General features: G+C 68.2%; 6 protein-coding genes. All 6 read right to left on the bottom strand.

The features are described from left to right. Nucleotides 1–124: 124 nt before the first annotated feature. On the bottom strand, nucleotides 125–2,245 hold the full coding sequence (locus ABZS66_RS00215; protein ID WP_354753629.1) for a DEAD/DEAH box helicase: 2,121 nt from the start codon (nucleotides 2,243–2,245) through the stop codon (nucleotides 125–127). Next, complete coding sequence (gene brxD, locus ABZS66_RS00210; RefSeq protein WP_354753627.1) at nucleotides 2,242–3,558, bottom strand: BREX system ATP-binding protein BrxD; 1,317 nt, start codon at nucleotides 3,556–3,558, stop codon at nucleotides 2,242–2,244. Before brxD ends, ABZS66_RS00215 begins: the two co-directional genes overlap by 4 nt. Beyond that, nucleotides 3,555–6,353, bottom strand: coding sequence for a BREX-2 system phosphatase PglZ (pglZ, locus tag ABZS66_RS00205; protein ID WP_354753625.1), 2,799 nt, complete (start codon nucleotides 6,351–6,353; stop codon nucleotides 3,555–3,557). The genes brxD and pglZ overlap by 4 nt, the downstream gene beginning before the upstream one ends. Further along, nucleotides 6,350–10,018 (bottom strand): hypothetical protein, encoded by a 3,669-nt coding sequence (locus tag ABZS66_RS00200; protein ID WP_354753624.1) that lies wholly within the window; start codon nucleotides 10,016–10,018, stop codon nucleotides 6,350–6,352. Before ABZS66_RS00200 ends, pglZ begins: the two co-directional genes overlap by 4 nt. A 133-nt stretch (nucleotides 10,019–10,151) precedes the next feature. Next, on the bottom strand, nucleotides 10,152–13,712 hold the full coding sequence (gene pglX / locus ABZS66_RS00195) for a BREX-2 system adenine-specific DNA-methyltransferase PglX (protein ID WP_354753623.1): 3,561 nt from the start codon (nucleotides 13,710–13,712) through the stop codon (nucleotides 10,152–10,154). Further along, a complete protein-coding gene (gene pglW / locus ABZS66_RS00190) occupies nucleotides 13,709–18,094 on the bottom strand; it encodes a BREX system serine/threonine kinase PglW (RefSeq protein WP_354753621.1) in 4,386 nt (1,461 codons plus the stop codon). The genes pglX and pglW overlap by 4 nt, the downstream gene beginning before the upstream one ends. Nucleotides 18,095–18,227 lie beyond the last annotated feature (133 nt).

Below are 18,227 nucleotides of genomic sequence, written 5' to 3'. Positions count from 1 at the left end.
TGGGGATCCAATTGCCCGAATCGGCTTGACTCCCGCGCCCGAGACGCAGCTGGCTCTCAAGCGCTGGCATCGCGTATCGGTGCCCATGATGCGGCGGATGGGTGTGTCGTGGCGGCATGGTTGTTCAGTTGCCTTCCGACACGACGAACGTCGTTCGCTCGTGGAGGACCTCTGCAGCCGTTGGTATGTCGGCGAGACGCGCTGACAGGGTGGCGATGGCGAGCCGTTCCGGTAGGGCCGCGTTGAACTTGAGTCCAGAGAGTGCCCTTGGATCGATTTCCGGTAGGCAGAGTCGCTGCGCGATGTCCTGGGTGGCGACGTGCCAATCGTCCGGAGTCAGGTTTGCGCGAAGCCGGATGTGTTGGTCGTCGAAGTAGCCGGCTGGGTCTACCAGTTCGTTGAGCGTGGTGGCGAGTGTGGCGTTCGCCCTGTAGCCGGCCCACGTCCACCAGCGCAGCTGGCCCCGGTTGCGGTGCACGATTGTGCTGCCTGGATACACGAGCGACGACATGCGCAGGCGGGTCTCTTCGAGGCGGCCGTGAGCCCGGCGGGTCAGCCGTACAGGCGGATTGGCGCCGAGCAGCACGCCCCGCATGGCTCGGACCAGCTCGAAGCTTAGCCCGGCGGCTCCGCCGCCGGTGTTCCAGCGTGCCTTTCCGCCGCTGTCGGCGGGTTCGACGAAGCAGCGTCGCCGCATCCAGTCGACGTAGGTAACCCGCCAGCTGCGCCCGGCGAGCAGGAGGAGCCGGGGCCCGCGGACTCCTTCGGTGAGCAGCGCGGGGTCGGTCCGGCCGATCTCGGTGCGTCCGGTCAGGACGGTGAACTGCGGCGGTGCGGTGAAGACGGCGGTCATGTCCATGAAGTGGCGTCGGCCGAAGCGCAGCTCTGCCTGAGGTCCGATGTGGAGCATGCCGCCGTCTCGGTCCAAGTAGCCCTGTTCGAGCAGGTACCGCTGGATGACCTCGGCGGTCTTGTCAAACGGCGGTAGCCCGTTCCAGGCTTCTGGCCAAAGATTCTCGCCAACCTGCTGTTCCTGCAGGCACAGCGCGAGCAGTTGCTGCGCGACGATGTGTCTCGGTTCCGGTGGCGGCGTGACGGGCTCGACCCATCCGCTGCTCCAGAGGGTCAGCAGGCCCGCGGCCTGCAGCAGTCCCGGCTCGTCGAGGGCGAGGAAGAGGCAGTTCCGTATGCTGCCGGGCCGCCGCCCGCTGCGTCCGAGGCGCTGGAGAAACGACGCGACAGTGCGTGGCGCGTTGATCTGCAGGACGCGGTCGAGGTCGCCGACGTCGATGCCGAGTTCCAGTGTGCTGGTGGAGACGATGACGCAGTCACGCGCCTCGGCGAACGCCTCCTCGGCGCGCCGACGCTCGTCGACGGAGAGCGAGGCGTGTGACACGAACGTCGTGACACCCCGGCCGCGTAGCGCCGCACCGAGCTCCTCCACGAGCTGGCGGGAGTCGCAGAAGACGAGCCGTTTTTCCCCGGCGTGGAGGGCGGCGATGACGGTGGCGGCGTTCGGGACGGAGCCGACGTAGTCCAGCTCGATGTCGCCGGGAGGAACGCTTTCGCCCACAACGACCGGCGTGGGGATGTCGGGCGCGATGACCGATCCGGGTCGTTGCCCGCGCTGGGAACCTTGCAGCCAGTGCAGCAACTCGTCGGGGTTGCCGACGGTGGCGGAGAGCCCGACCCGTTGGATCGGACGCCCGGCCACCCGGCTCAGCCGCTCCAGTACCGCGAGGAGGTGCCAGCCGCGATCGTCGCCGGCGAACGCGTGGACCTCGTCCACGACGACCGCTTGTATGCCGCCGAGGAATGAGCGATGGTCGACGTTGACGCTGACCAGCATCGCTTCCAGCGATTCCGGTGTGGTGATCAGGACATCGGGGCGGTTGCGCAGAATTTGCCGACGCCGCGGCGCGTTGACGTCGCCGTGCCAGAGGGCCACGGTGTGTCCGATCCAGCCGGCGTACTGTTCGAGGCGCGGCAGGAGGTTGTTGAGCAGCGCTTTCAGCGGGCAGAGGTACAGCAGCGACGGTCCGCGCCACTGTTCGGCCGCCATCCGCGACAGCAGTGGCAGGGCTGCGGCCTCGGTCTTCCCGCCCGCGGTCGGGGCGAGCAGCAGTGCGTCGTCACCGGCCAGCAGTGGTGCGATGGCGGCCTCCTGCAGCGGGCGCAGCGCCGACCAACCCAGCGTGTTGACGACGTGATGCTGGATGGACGGGTGCAGCGCCGATAGTGTCACGGCACCTCGAGGTCGATATCGTCGGCGCCAGCCGCGTTGCGCTCCACGTCGGACAGCTCACTGCTGGCGACGGTCAGGGCGTAGTCCCTGCGCGGATCGAAGTCGGCGTGGAGCTCGACGGGGTCGAGGACGCCCGCGACGAGCTTCTTCAGGAACAGCCGGGGTGCGATGCCGACCTGGCCGCCGAGCCGCCCGGCGACAGCGTTGGCGAGGTCGCGGAGGTATTGGTCGTCGACCGCACTGGTGATTCGGGCTGGATCTGTGGTGCCGGCGGCGAAAAGGTCCCGCACCTTGGCGCCGAGTTCGACGAGCGCGTCGATGGTGAAGCCGGGCAGCCGCAGTTGTACCGCTCGGGGATTGTCCCAGCGCGGGTCGGCGGGGAAGTCGGTGGCGAGCCGCTGTGCGAGCGGGGCGAGCCGCTGGGCGCCCTGCTGGCCGTCGAAGAATGGTGGCGTGCCGGTGATGAGCAGGTACAGGCCGGGGAACCGGCCGGAGTAGACCTCGTCGATGAGCTGGCGCAGGGCGTTGAGTGCCTTGTCGCGGGCGTCGGAGCGGACTCGTTGCAGGGTTTCGACCTCGTCGAGGACGAGGAGTAGTCCCGGGTGGCCGGAGTCGCGCAGTACCGTCAACAGCCCTTGGAGGAATCCGAGCGCGCCGAAGTGGTCGAGGTCGCCGCGGACACCGGCGATCCGGCGGGCCGCGGCGGCGACGTGTGGCTGGCCGCCGAGCCAGGCGAGGATCGCGGCCGCCGTCGTGGTGTCACCGTTCAACGTGGACGCCCGGTAGGCGCCGAGCGCGGCGGCGAACGTCGGCGCGGTCCGGCCCACCACGGCGAGGCGCTGCCGTAGCAGGTCGGCGACGGCACGTTCGAGGGCCTCCGTGTCGTCGGCGGAGGTACCGGCGGCGAGCGCGTCCTCTTCGAGGGCGTAGAACCATGAGTCCACGACGGGCCGCAGCGCGCTCGGCGGGAACGCGGACGTGGTCAGGCGCTCGGTGAGCCGCCGATACACGGTTTCCAGCTTGTGCAGTGGCGTCTCGGTCTCCGAGATCTGCACCTCGGCGGTGGCCATGTTCCGCTTCCGAGCCCGATCCGCGAGCCATCGCGTGAAGAAGGTCTTGCCGGCACCGTACTCGCCACGAACGGCCTTGAAGACCGCCCCACCGCCGGTGACGACATCGAGGTCTTCGTCGAGGCTGCCCGCGAACCGGTCGAGGCCGACCGCAAGGAGATCGAGCCCGGTCTCGGGGACGGCGCCGCGCCGCAGCGCGTCGATCACCTGCCGGCGCCGTGCGGCGCTGACCGCCGCGGTCATCGGGCGTTGTCCGGCAGGTCGAACTGGGTGCGCAGCAGCGCGACGTTGAGCCGGACGGTCTGCCCGGCGTCGATCAGCTGCAGGACTTCGAAGTTATCGACGTTGAGGATGCGGGCCAGGGTGGTGGCGAACCCGTTGGCCCGCGCCGGTACCTCGCCGGCGCGTTGGGCGAGCACCAGCAGCGGCAGCGTGTTGTTCGCCGCGAGCAGCGCTTCGAGGGCCGCTCGGACCTTCGGCTTCGGCATCCGGCGGGCGGTGGATGCGTGCTGTGCCTCGAACATCTCGCTGGCGAAGAGCGCGTCGACCAGAGCCGGTGCGGTCGCCTCGTTCGCCGTCGGCAGTTCGAACAGCGGATCGAGCGCCTGGTGTTCGTGCTGTATCTGACGGCGCGCGGTCTTGCGTGGGACGGCGGCCGGCGGGTGCGCCGCGACCGGTTGTGGTGCCGGCATGGTCGCTGCCCACCAGTCCGGGCGCTGGTCGGGTAGTGCCGCCCAGCCGTTGGGGATGTCGGCACCACGGGACAGGAAGGCCAGCAGGGGAATGGTGACCTCGGCGAGCGCGGCACCGCCGTGGTAGCCGGCGTTCTTCGGCCCGTACCGCAGATCGGGATCCCACAGCGCGACGATCCGCTGCTCGTCGGCCACCACCCGGGGGCCGCTGAGCAGCACCTCGCCGGGGCCGACCGGCGTTGCGCCGGGACGCCGGTGCCGGCCCGACTCAGCGGCGTCGACCGATCGGTGGCTGCCGTCGCGGTGCAGCACGTGACCGTGGTCGCTGGTCAGGATGATGGCCCGGCCCGCGCTGCGGGCGTGGTCGAGTAGTACCCGGAGCGGTCCGAGGTTGTCGAGCCGCCACGAGACGTCGGCGGATTCGCGGCCGCGGTCGAGCGTGTCGTCGACCGTGTTGATCACCACGCTCACGAGGATGTCCGGATCGCCGAGCGCCTGCACGAGCTCGGCGCCGAGTACCTCACCCGCTCCGCCTTGCAGCGAACCTTTGTGGAACAGGCGTGCCCGTCGGCCGGCCCAGAGGGCGTGGGACTCGAAGGCGCCCCGCTCGTCGTCCTGCCCGCCGCTGCGCAGCTTGCCGTTCAACAGCGACGCACGGGACACGGTGGTGAGTGTGGGCAGCGCCGCGACGACGCCGCGGCGGTGCGGCTGGGTGTCCTTGTGGGCGCCAGCCAGAGGGTCGAACTCGACCAAGCCGTGGTCGAGTAGCTCCTGCGCCAGCTCGGCGGCGACGGCGGCGCTCATGCCGTCGAGTACCACCAGCAGCACCGGCGGCCCGGCGTCGCGCACGATGGGTGCGACGACCCGCTCGAGCACCTTCTCCACCACCAGGGCCGGATCGGATCTACCGGCGGCCGTCCAGTGTGCCAGCCGACCGGCGAACGCCTCGTCGAGCGAGCGGCGTCGTGTGGCCACCAGCTGGTAGAGGCTGCGGTACGCGGCCTGGAGTCCAGGGTGTGCCTCTTCACCGGCCCAGACGTACGTGAGTGCCAGGTCCACCCAGCCCCATTCCGTGATCTGCCGGTCGATCGCGTCGGCGACACCCTGCGGTGGCGTCGCGTCGCCGCCGTCGAGCCAGCGCGCCAAGCGCAGCGCCATCCGGGCCCGCTCGACCCGCGGCGCATGACCACGCGCCAGGCGGTGGCCGCCCAGCGCGGCCACCGATGCGTCGAGGGCCGGCAACGACGCCGGTCCGGGCTTGCCGAGCATCTGGTTCAGGCTGTCGGCGACAACGCCGACCAGGTGGTCGAAGCCCGACCGCAGGATGTGACTGGACACGGCCGCGCTTTGGGCGCCGAGCTGGATGACGAGTTCCTCCGCCCGGTCGAGCACCTGCCGCAGGCGCAGCCTGGTGGCGGCACCCTGCACGTCTTCCCGCTCCGCCTCGGCGAACAGCTCGGTGACGACCTGTTCCGCCACCCGGCCGAGCGCCACCAGCTCCCAGTCGCCGACTGCCGGATCGTTGAGGTACTGGTCGACCCTGCCCTTGGCGCGGGCGGCGTCGGCGCCGCCGTCGGACCACAGCGGTGCGCATACCAGGCCGAGCGGCAGGCTGTCGTCGACCCGGCTGGCGGCCATCAGCGCGAAGACCGGCCGCGCCGCCGCGCCGGTGCGCTCCACCAGCCACGCCTGCAGCCCGGCCCGTTCGTCGGCCGGCAGGTTGGTGAGCGCGGCGGAGGCTTCGGGCCGCAGCGTCCACCGCAGCAACGCGGCATCGTCGAGGTTTTCGGCGTCACCATCCGCGGCGCTCAGGCCGAGCCGCGCGATGGCGAGGCAGCTCAGCGCCACGTCCCGGGTGAGCAGCGTGCCGGACAGCTTCGGCCATCCGGTGCTCGGCATCGCATCGATCAGGGCCACGCCCGCCCACCGTTCGTTGGCCAGTCGCGGGTCGATCCGCTGCGCGCCGAAGCAGTCGGCGATCAACGACCACGGCTCGACCTCGATGCCCCTGTTGCGGAACACCTGGCTGAGGATGCCGGGCCCGAGCTCGGTGTCGGACAGGTCGGTCAACACCACCAGCGGGTCGGTGGCCCCGGTGGTGAGATGCCTGACGAGGTGGTCCCAGACCGCGAGGGTCGAGTTCGCCGTCGTCACGCCGATCCGGGTGCCGTCGGCGAGCGTTAGCACCGTTTCGGCGGTCCACTGTGGCTCGGCGCGCAGCAGGATCACCGGGGCGGGGCCGTCGGTGCCTCGGCGGTGCCGGGCGAACTGCTGCTCGATCTTGCGGGTGAGCGCCGCCGAGGTGACGTGCATGACGCGGGTGCGGGTTGTGTGCGCAGCCGTCATCCGGTCTCCTGCCAGGTCACTGTGAACCGCTTGCCCGGCTTCGCCATGATAGCCGTGCGCAGCTCCTCGCTGACCTGGAGCACGTTGTCGGTGGTGACGGAGTCGTGCCTGGTGATTTTCCCGCCCGGCGGCGGTGGCGGTGGCGGCGTGACGATGGCGCGCTTGAGCAGGGCCGACGCCTTGGACTTGGCGGTGGCGAGTGCCGGCGCGAGTTTCACCCGCATGGTCAGCTCGTCCGCGCGCGCGACGGTCCGCAGCTCGTCGACGATCTCCCGGCCTTCCTGACCGAACGGCGCGGGCAGTTGCTCGATCAGCTCCAGCGAGCTCCAGTCCATCTGGTCCAGGGCCTGCGCGTTGACGGTGGCCGACTTGATGCTCGCGCCGCACCGGTCGGCGGGCCCGCCGAGATCCGCGGTCGCCAGGTGCGTGATGACCTCGACGGTGCTCGCCCGGGAGTGCAGCCCGTCGACCAGATCGGCCGCGACCTGGGCGGTGTGCAGGCGTCCCTCGCCCGGGGAGAGGCCGAGCCGCTCCTGGTGCGCCTCCAATCGGTCGAGGAGCCGGTGGGCGCTGTCGCGGTACCGCGCCGCCTCGGCGGAGACGTCCCGGACGAGCAACGCCACGAGCCGGCCCCGTCGTGGGCCGGGCGTCGTCACCCCGAACAGATCCATCGACCGGCGAACCGCCGCCTGCCAGTGCTCGTCGGACGGCAGCGCCTGCTCCCGTAGCGTGTAGTGCCTGCGGATGCTGGTGAGGTCCGGCGGGGGGTTGAGCACTCCACCTTGCTGCAGCCACGCCCGGTCGGTCTGCTCGGCGAAGCACATGAGGACCAGGCCGGCGACGTTCTGCTCCAGCCCGTACGGGTGCGGCTCGTCCAACCACTGGAGCAAATCGTCGACCTTGAGGTCGCCGGTAGTGTTCGCCTGGGCCGCCTTCTGGTGGAAGTGCTGCACCCAGTGCCGTCCGATCACGAACGCCGACTCGTGCATCTCACCCAGCCGCAGCGGGTTGGCGATCCGGCGGACCGTGAGGCGGTCCTTGCGCTCCACCTCGACCCGGCCTTCGGGGGAGTCGATCGCCTGCCGGACGACCTCGAGGACCAGCTTCAGGTCCGCGGGCTTGACGACCGTGCCGTTGCGATCGGGGTCGAAGTCGGGATGGGCCGGGAACTGGTTAGCCAGCATCTGGTCGGCCAGCGCGTGTAACGCCTGCTTGAACGCCGCGCCGACCGGCAACGTCGGCATGAGGTCTGGCCTAAGGGACAGCACGTGGTCGTGGTACGCGACGCCCACGTCGGTCGGCTGCTTGGCTGCCAGCCCGTATGCCTGACGCAGCAGGGTTCGCATGCGGCTCATCAGCGCGTCCCGCTGGCTGCGCAGGGTGTCGAACGCCCGGCGCCGGTCGTCCTTGCTCAGGTGCTGGGCGTGGCTGTCGAATCGCTGGCCGCTGAGGACCGCGTCGATGATGACCAGCCGGCCCAGGTCGTTGAGGCGGTCGGTGGTGAACGCCGACGGGATCCAGCAGACCGTCCGCGGCTGGATGCGGTCGCCGAGGCGGCGCACCCGGTCGCGGTCGTCGGCCGGGCTGTGGTTGCCCTCGTCGAACGGGTAATCGACGATCAACCGCCACGCGTTCGGGTCCAGCGGGTGAAAGGCGTCGTCGCGGATGTTGTTCTCGTCCCGCACGTTGCCGAAGATCACTTCGAGCTGCCGCCGGCTGCCGCGCCAGGTCAGGTCGGCCGTGTCGACGTATTGGCCGGACTCGGTGATGCCCAGCTCCTCCCAGAGCAGCCGTTTCACCATCGAGCGGCGGTTGCCCAGGTTGTCGAAGTGGTGCGCGGACTGCAGCACGCTGTCCACGTCGACACCGACGAGCTCGAGCGACACGACGGGATCGTCCACGCCGATCTTCTTGATCTCGCCGAAATGGCCCGCCCAGTCGTCGATCTTGCGCATGACCTGCGCAACCTCGCCACCGGGGATCGGGCTGGTGATACTGCCGTGGTTCAGCGCGGACAGCCGCCGGGCGGTGAGGTTCCGCAGCGCTGGCACGGTCGGCGCCAGCGCCGACAGCAACAGCGTCTTGACGATGCGGTCGTCGCCGGTGAAGACCCGGACCCGGCCGGCCAGGTCCGCCGGCACGTCCGCGCCGCGGCGGACCCGCTCCACGTCGTCCTCGCCGATCCCATAAACGCTCAGCAGGTACGGGCGGAGCCGCCCCTGGTACAACCGCTGCGCCGTCTCGAACTCGATCTTCAACTTCTCGGTGAACGGCTGGTCGCCGCCCCGGCTGATCACCTCGTACAGGTCACCGAGTGGCACGAGTTGCCCGAGCCGCAGGTCGTCGCGGCGCTCGACCAGCAGGTCCCGCATGAGCTTCAACGCGGTCCGCGACCGCTGCAGGGCGCTGGAGACGTGCACGAGTGTGCTGATGAACGCCGGGCTGAACGGGTACGTGGCCCGGAACGCCGCGATGTCCGCGCCATCGGCACCCATGAGCGTGTCGAAGACGTCGCGGCGCACCTCCTTCGTGGTGCGCTCGAACGCAGTACCGATCTGGGCGCCGGCGTCGTCGGTGAGCGGCTTGAGCAGCCGCTGCCGGGCGATGTCCGGCAGGTTGCGGTCCTCGAGCGTGATCACCTCGAACCGGCCACTGGCCAGGTTGAGCGTGTCCATGAACCCCAGCTCGGTCGCGCCGGTCACGTCGTTGCCGACCAGCTCCCGCAGGTCGCGCTGCCGGGCGATGAAGCTGACGATCGGGATCGGGCGCCGGGCGTCGCCACCCTCGACGAAGTTCGTGATTTTCTGGATCTCCCGGGCGACGAACTTCTCGTCGGCTATGGAGTTGGCCAGCCACAGGATCAGCTCGTCGAGGAAGAGCACCAGCCCGTCATAGCCCAGCGCCTTGGCGTGCCGACTGATCTCGGTCAGGCCCCGGTCGAGTGAGACGAAGCCCTCGGCATCCTCCTGCGCGTTGGTGAAGAACCCCCGGTTCCACGTCATCAGCAGGTCGTTGACGAGCTTCTGACGGTCCTCGTCGTCCGCCGGCGCGGCGAACGCCGCGTCGAGCCGGTCGGGCGTCCAAGTCTCCTCGTCGCCCCACTCGTCGTCGCCGCCGGGCAGGCCGTTGATGAACGCTGCGTCGCCCATCGTCTTGCGCTGGTACCGGGCGCTGTCCAGCAACGCATCGGTGCGGTGGACGGCCGGAATGGGCGCATCCGGGTGCAACCGCCGGACGTGCTCGACATAGCCACCGAGCACCCGCTGCTCCAGCGACTTCGCGCCGAGCAGGTGGAACGGCACGAGCAGGAAGTTCTTCCCCGAAAGCCACGCGTCGTGCCTGCCCAGCAGCCGGGCGAACTCGTCGCGCCCCCGAGCGGCCGGCTCGCCCCGCAGCAGCGCGTGCAGCACCGCCATGAAGTGCGACTTACCGGCACCGAACGAGCCGTGCAGGTACGCGGCCTTTGACCCGCCGCCGAGCGCACCGGCGATGAGCGTGAGCGCTTGGTCGAAGTTGTCGACCAGACGATCGGTGATCACGTATTCCCGCAGCGTCTCCTGCGGATCGGTGACGCCGTCGACGAGTTTCAGGACGAAATCGCTCTGGCTGGACCGCTCAGGAATGTGGATCAGCTCGCGGAGCAGCGGCGGGGTCGTCGATGCCATGGTCGTCACCGTAGCGTGCCGGTCACGGTCGATACATGACCCGTCCGCCAGATCAGCGTATCCAAAAGGTCACGACATGTCGGGGACGGTGCAGGGCAGGCCGGCCACAGCAGTGCCGACTGCCGCACAGTGGTCATGTCGTGTCCGCCGGCCTGCGGCCCCGGGCGGCCTTTGGCGGGCGCCAGTTCGACATAGCGGCATCGGTGACGTGCAGTCGGCCGGCAACCTCCGACAGGTGCGCCTCGTAGATGTCGGCCGGTGAGCCGCCATAGAGCGGGTCGAAGTCGTTGTGCCACTGCTTTACCCACGGAAGCACCTCCCGCAGACCCGCCAGCAGCGGCGTCAGGCGGTCCGCGGACCACGCCTCGCTCTGTTCCCGGTCAACGATCAACGTGGCGAGCGCCTGCGCCTGCTCCCGGGAGTCCCAGCCCGCCCAGCCGAGCAGTAGCGACGGGTCACCGTCGGGGCTCGCCAGGGGATAGGAGATGAACTGCTCCTTCGGTACGTCCAGCTTGCCGCGGTTGCGCCAGTAGCTGGCCTTCAGGAAGTCGCCCGAGCCGTACTTCGGCGGCACTGGGATCGTCTCACGGATCTTCCTCTTGGCCGGCTCATCCTTGGCGGCGTCCTCGGCCCGCTGCAGATCCCAGACCGCCTCCCAGTCGGCGCGCTTGTCCAGCCCGCTGTCCTTGTAGCGCAGCGCGGCCAGGTACGGAACGTGCTCGTCCGTGACTAGCTCCGCGATTACCTTCGCGAAGTCCTTGCCCGGCGCGTATAGCTCGGCGACGGCGAGCACGTCGGCGTCCCGGCGCAACTCGTCGGCCAACTGGCTCACGGTTACGGGACGCGGCTGCTCCATTCCATCGACCGTCTGGAACCACAGGTCACGGATCTCGCACCGGTCGAGCAGCCAGTTGCGAAGCGCCTTCTCCTGCAAGGCGTCCCAACCCTCGATCGACCAGCGACGCTTACACTCCGGCCGCTCGATCAGCCCGATGCTGCGGTTGGACTCGATGACGGCAACGCGTCGCTCGACGACGGCCTTGTACTCCGGCGCCCAGTGCTCGGGCAGCTCCGTGGTCGGCGTCGACCCATGCCGGGCGAACCACTGCGTCTCGACGTCACCGGCGGCCATGCGCCGCGCGAGGACAATCTCGAACGCCCGCTCGCCGAACCGCAGCTCGGGCACGGAGTCCCCAGGCGCGCGAAGGTCGTCGAGGAGGCCGTAGAGGGAGTAGACATGCCAGTCCAACTCCTCCTGGAACGTAATCATCCGTGCACGCGTCGAGTGCCACTCGGTGCGGGCCGCGGCGAGGCGTTCGCGAGTCGGCACGGAGGCCGAGGCGCTCGTCGAAGGGTCTAACGCGGTCAGATGTTGCGCGAGTTCATCCAGCTCGGTTGCAAGCTCCGTCGGAAACTCGCTCGGCAGCGGGAAGTCCTGCAGCTTAGTGCCGGTGAACTCGTAGAATCGTTCCCAGTCCTGGCTCTTGAACCCTTCGTTAACTCCCTGGCTTCCCTTGTCGTGACTGACCTGTTTGAGCCAGAAGCACGCGGTGGAACTGTTCAGAACGCCAAGGAGTCGAAGATGATCGTCCTTGCTAGCAGCCTCGGGGAGCTTAATTACTGGTGCCGACTGCTTGAAGACTCGCTGCTCTAAATCCAGGACAAAACTGGGATGTGTAGCAACTACCGGAAACGAAATACTGGCTCCATTGAAACGCCGGTTGAAGAACATGGAGTAGGCGGTCCATGGAAGACCCCTTTCCTCCTGCGTCTTTCCGAAGACCATCCTAGTTGCCAGAGGCGTTTTGTATGGCCACAGAAACTTCACTATTGTGGCGTCGTGTGCATGATCTAGGGACGGCAGTGTGTACGGCCAGAGGGCTTCTTGCTCATTGAGAATGACCCATTCTCGTAGGCTTTCTCCACCGATGAGTGCGCGTCGATATTCTGGCGGTACGCCGGCTCGCTTCAGCGTTCTTCTGCCGACGCCGAACGCTTCATGCTCTCTTGGTACGGCGCTTGTTCCAATCTCCACCTGACTGCCAATTCGACATTCAGAGGAAGCTTCCAGCATCCTCCGTAGCTCATCTGAGTCTGCTCCGCCCAGGCTCCAGGGGTGAGAGGTTAGCCTGCTCCGGGGACTTGTCGATATTTCAGTCCATTCGCTGCTGAGGCCGTATCGAACAGAATTTACTATCGATGTCCATACTCTCCCCTCTGCGGCCTCTTCGGGCACCCCGGGCTCTCCGCGACGGCTATGAACTACCGTAACAGAAGGCGCCATTTCCTTTTGGGATGGTCGGCCGAAGATAATAACGGTCGGGGTTCCGTGTCCCGGAATGTAAGCACCCGATGAATCAATGACATGAGTAATATTTACTTGCTTAGCAAAGTAATCTTCAATGAGCGATTTTCCGAAATTCTGGCGCATGAACGAGTTTGCAGTGATTTGTCCGACGTAGCCGCGCCTGAAGTCGGCACTTTCCTGAGTGGCTAGTTCGAAGAACCGTTGGGCGAATGGTATTGACAGTGTGTAAGCCCCAACCGCATGCCTGTAGGTTTTCCGGTACACGTCGCTTAGGGAGCGATCTTTTACTGTGATGTACGGTGGATTGCCTGCGACAACGTGATAGCGGCTGCTCAGGATCTTCGGGAATTCATCCAAATCTTCGGTGACGTATCGGAACTCCGCCAGCTCGTCGGTGTTGTCAAACAAATTTAGCTGCCGGTCTTTAATTAGTGAATCGCCGATGGCGATGTTTATGGGGAAGTGAAATTTGCGCCCTATGTGAAATGAACTAACGCCTGCCTCTTTTAATGCCGCCAGCAGGAGTCGGAAGCGGGCGATTGCAACTGCGAACGGATTGATGTCCACGCCGTGCACCGCGTCCAGCGCCAACCGCACCCGCTCGTGCGGCTCCTTGCCCGCCTGCTCCCACTCCTTCACTAGCCGGTGGAACGCCCCCAGTAGGAAGTGTCCGGAGCCGCAAGTCGGGTCGATCATCTTGACGACGTCATAGCCGAATTCATCGATCGCTGGTGTCAGCGTCAGGTCGAGGATGAACTCCTCGACGAACGCTGGGGTCTGCAGCAGCGCGTAGGTCTTCCGGGCGCTCTCCGACAGGTCCTGGTACAGATCGCCGAGGAACCGCGTGTCCCACGCCACGTCGGTGAAGTCGTGGATGAGGATGCCGTCTTCCCCGCGCCGCCGCCAGAAGCCAATCAGCGCCTTCGCCGCGTCGGCTGACAACGGGATCTGGTACGCCGCGTTGTGTCGCTCGTCGAAGAGCAGCTTCCCTGCCTGGGTGGAGCCGATCGCTTCGAAGCCTTCCAGGATCCAGCTGCGGTCGGTCTCGGCGGGCTTGAGCCGGAAGAAGTCCTCCTGCGCCTCCTCGGCGTGGGTCATCCGTTCGACGGTGGGGCCGGCGAGGTACACCTGCTCCAACAGCCCGTTGTCCTCGCAGAATCGCACGAACACGGTGCCGAGCACCCACGCCACCGCGGCCTGCGTGACTCGCTCGTCGCGCCATGCGGCCCAGGTCGCCGCGGTCCGGCCGATCTTGAACGCTCGCTTGTACTCGGTGTCGAGGCGTTCGAACACTTTCGGGACGGCCGTCACCTGGTCGCGCAGGTCGGTCTCCAGGAGCTTGACCTGCTTCTTGAGGTCGGCGAGCAGGTCCTGACGGTCGATCACGACGCTTGTGCTCCACTTCGGTGTTCGTTGGCCACCCAGGTGTCGGGCAGCGGGATCCACTGGTTGTCGCCGACCGGCACGACGGTGCCGTCGAGGCGGGGTAGGGCGCCCGGGTCGTCGACCGGGCAGAGCAGCCAGGCCGCCCCGGCGCCGGATTCGGCCAGGGTGGTCAGCTCGTGCAGGAGGTCCATCGCGCCGTAGCGGGGCAGCAGGGCAGCGTCGTGCAGCAGGAGAACACAGTCCATGTTCAGTTGGGCGAGCAGCTTCGGCCGGACGGCCGTCCAGGCGTTCTTCATGTACTCCGCCAGTTTGATCGCGTCGCGCGAGCCCGGCGGCGCGGTGTCGGCGCGCAGCACCGTTTCCCAGGTGGGTTTCGCTTTCGCGGCGACGAGCTCGCGCAACGCGGTCATGAACATCGCGGCGACGTTGAGCGCGCGGGCGTCGAACCGGTTGGTCAGCTCGCGCTGTGCGGCGTTCGCGCGGTCCACCCGGACGGTGAGGGCTCGGAACCCGCCGGTCCTGGCACTGTCGAGTCGCTCCTCGGCGCGCAGCGCGGCGGCCAGCTCGGGGGAGTCCACGACGGTCCAATGCGCACCGGTGACTCGTGTCGACCGGCGACGGTTGACCAGCGACGCCGAGGACGAGGCGGCCGAGCGCGGCGGAAGGTACTGACCGTCGCGCCATTGCAGCTGAAACCCCGCGTCCGTGAGGAGCGTGTCGAGCTTGGGGTGTGGCGGAAGGGGTAGCAAGTCGGGGAACCGGGCCGATACCCGCTGCTGGATCTGCGTCGGCCGCAGGCCGACCGGCGGGTCGGTGATCGACGGCGGCACCACGCCTGCCTGGGCCAAGCGCAGCGCGCGGACCGGGTCGAGCGTCTTCGAGTAGATCTCCAGCCGAGGACTCGCCGCAGCGGTCCTGGACGCCACCGCGGCGAGCTGGACGAGACGCCGCTCGTCCAGGGCCGCGCCGGCCGGCGGCGGTATCGCGGTGAGTTCACGTAGCACGGTGGCCGGGCTGGGTAGCACGTCCAGCGCGGCCAGCCGGTCGGCGACGGCGCCGAGCGCGTCGGCATAGTCGAGCAGCGCCGGTGCGGACGGGGTGTTGGGGCTCTCGTCGCGACCGACCTCCAACGCGACGAGTAGGGTGTCGCCGTGCCGGCGGGTCTTGAGGCGCGGCTCCTCGGCGAGCGTGTCGACCTCCACGGCGCCGCGCACCGCCGCGTTCGCGAGGGCGAGGCGCAGCTCGTCGCCGGTGCGGGCCGAGCCCCGGCGGCTCAGCAGCACCGCAGCAAGCTCATGGACGCCCATGACGCGGCCGTTGTCGCCGAGGATGGTCAGGATCTCGGCGCGGACATCGGCGACCACCGGTTCGGCTGCCCAGCGCTTCCGCTGTTTGATGAGGATCTGTGCGACCCGGCCCGACGTGACCTTCAGCTGCTTCGCCACCGCGGGTTGCTGCGGCCACGCCGGCAGCGCCGGCAAGTGTCCTCCGGCGTCGGGAAGCCTGAGCAGCAGGCGGACCCCCTCGGCCTCTGTCGAAGGTTTTCCATGCTTCGGTACCGGAGGCAGCAGCAACGCCGCGATCGCGTCGATCCCGACGCGGGCGAGTTCGGCATCGACCGGTCCACCCGCGGCGATCTCGTCCTTGGCGGCTTTGCGTTCGGTGGGGTCCTGCGGCGTCGGCTCCTGCTCGCCGAGCCTGGTGCGCCATTCCTTGATCCGCCGCTGCAGCTCCTGGCGCGTCTTGGCGCCCATGCCGGGAAGGTTGAACAGGACCTTGCCGGCGAGGCCGAGCAGTCGCCCGACGGTCGTGGCGTCGAGCCGGTGCGCGGCTGAGATCGCCCGGGGGCTGAGGCCGGCAGCCTCTAGTGAGGTGGCCCGGGTGGCTGCGGCCGCGGCCGCGTCCCGGGTGCTGGCAAGGATCTCGGCGTCCGCGGTTTCGTCGTCGGTCTCGGGATGGCGTGAGCCGACGGGGACGGTGGCGTCGGCCTTGCGGAAGACCTGGAGCCAGGCGTCCCGCATTTCCTTCAGCGTTTCGAAGCGTCGTTTGGCGTCGCGGTCCAGTGAGCGGTGGAAGAATTCGACGAGCCCGTCGCGGATGGCCGGGTCGAAGGCCTCGCTCGCCAGGGTGATCCGGCCCTCGGTGAACTGCGGCTCGGTGACCCCGTCGCCCCATACTGGCAGCTCACCCGAGGCCATCTCGTGGAGGGTGACGGCCACCGCGTACCGCTCGGCGTGCGCGTCGTAGACCGGGCGGTGCACGGTGCCGATGAACGGGTCGAGGTAGCGGGGCGTGCCGGCGGTGGTCTGCTTGACGTCGGTCGCCGCGAGTGAGAAGTCGAAGAGGACCAGTTGCCGGGTTCGGTTGGGCCGTACGCGGATCGCGATGTTGTCGGGCTTGATGTCGCGGTGGTGGACGCCCTCGCCGTCGAGGTAGTCGACGGCCCCGAAAAGGTACTCGCTGTAGGTTTCGAGCTCGTCGACGGTGAGCCGGCCGTCCTCGCGGAGCTTGCGGGCGACGGTCAGGTCTCCGGCGTGGTCCAGCACCAGCACGGTGCGGCGTCCGAGCGGGATCGGCTCCTGTCGGGCCAGGCGGATGATCCTGGAGTCGACGAGTTTGCGCAGTACCGCCGCCTCGTGTTCGAGACGGGTGGCTTTCTCGTCGGACAGCGCAGCTTTCAGCACGACCAGCGTCTCGGAGGTCGAGCCGAGGTTCCGGGCGAGGAAGGCCCGGCTGGTCGAACCGGTCCCGAGTCGGCGTTCGATGCGCCATTCGCCGAAGACGTCACCACCGCGTGCCTCGAGCAGGTCCGCGTCGTCGGGCTGCTCGACTTCTGGGTGGACCGACACCGAGACGGCCGGAGGCTCGGGTGCGGTCAGCTCGTTCTCGACGAGTTCCAGCATTTCGTTGAACTCGGCGATGGTCGACAGCCGCTGGGCCGGTTGCGGTGCGGTGGCGGCCTGTACCACCTCGTCCATGAACTCGGAGACCGAGTCGGCGTCGGCCGACGGGCGCAGCCCGTTGTCGTTGGCGAGGCGGGCGAGCAGCTCAGCGCGGGTGTTCGCCGGCGGCTTGCCGGCGAGCAGCAGGTAGGTGACCGTGCCGAGACCGAACACGTCCAATGCCACCGGGTCGGCCTCCGGCGTGGCGATCTCCGGTGCGAGGTACCCCTGTGCGGATTGCTCGATGTGGGCGTTGACGTGCGAGGTGGGGGAGACCAGCAGCGGGCCTGCCGCCGAGGAGCCGGCGTTGGAGTCGGTGCTGCGGCTGGCGGTCTGCCAATCGCTGATCTGCAGGTGCGGGCGCAGCCACGCCTCTTCTTCGCTGCCCCGCCGACGGGGACCCGGTGTGATGAGCACGCTGCGCGCTGACAGGGCACGGTGGTGCAGGTGCCGGCCGTGCGCGTAGGCCAGGGCCTCGCTGAGCTGGCGGACCATACCGACCCTGGTGGCGACGTCGAGTTTCGCGCCGTACTGCGCCAGGTAGTGGTCCAGCCGCAGTGACCGAGGGTCGTACCGGAACACCAGCGCCGGGCCGGCTTCATGCTGCTCCAGGGCATCGACCTGCACGATGCCCGGGTGGTTGATGCCGTGCAAGGCCAGCATCTCGCGTTTCGCGGCCCGGTCGATGCTGGCCCGCTCCGATTGCACGGCATTGCGTTCGACGAGGTAGATCCGGACTCGCCGGTGTTCGTTGTCGAGCTGGCTGTGCCGAGCGAGGTGGTCCTGCCAGGTTGGGCCCTGATCGATCGGCTTGGCAGCAAGCTGCCATGAGCCGATTTGGTAGTGCTTCCGGCTGCGGGCGATGCCGACCTTCTTGAGCAGCTCCGGCAGTGCTCTCGACGTGCTCGGGGTAACCCGGCGGTGCTCGTCCATCGGCGGACGCAGCAACAGGTCCGAGCCGACGTGCGGCAACTGGTGCTGGGTGGTGCCCTCCGGCCCGTACACCCAATGCAGTTGGTTGTCGGAGAGAGCGATTTGCAGGCTCGGCACGGACAAGAACACCGCGGCCTGGATGAACGGCACCTTGACGTTGTTGCCCGCGGCCTTACCCAGGAGTGAACGCAGACGCTTTGCCTTAGCATCAGCCAGGTGCAGCGGGTTGTCGAAGGTGCGGGTGCCCTCACCACCGCCGAGTAGCCAGTTTGAGCCGCTGTTGGTCAATCGGCCACGGAGGCTTTTGATCTCGATGAGGTAGAGCCCGCTGGGCGTGGCAACAAGAAGATCAACCTCGTATACGTGTCCGGTATCGGCCGTGAATGTAAAGTTCGACCAGGCTCGGTACGGTTCGGCGTCCGGCAGGAGCTGTTGGACGTGGGCGAGGGCCTCCCGTTCGTGGACGAACTGGGAGGGGGTGACCGTCGTCCAACGACCCTCCTGCATCAGCGAAGCACCCCTCTCGGCGGTGTCACACGTGGTGACCAGGTGCGTGAGTCTAGTAGGTGCGGCGCTACCTTCCGATCAACCCATGGGACGACATCAGGTCAACGCCTTGTAGCCCACTGTCCGGCGAGCA

The sequence above is a fragment of the Dactylosporangium sp. NPDC005572 genome (assembly GCF_040605515.1).
In the GTDB taxonomy this organism is placed as follows: domain Bacteria; phylum Actinomycetota; class Actinomycetes; order Mycobacteriales; family Micromonosporaceae; genus Dactylosporangium.
This window is presented reverse-complemented; position numbering and strand designations above follow the sequence as displayed.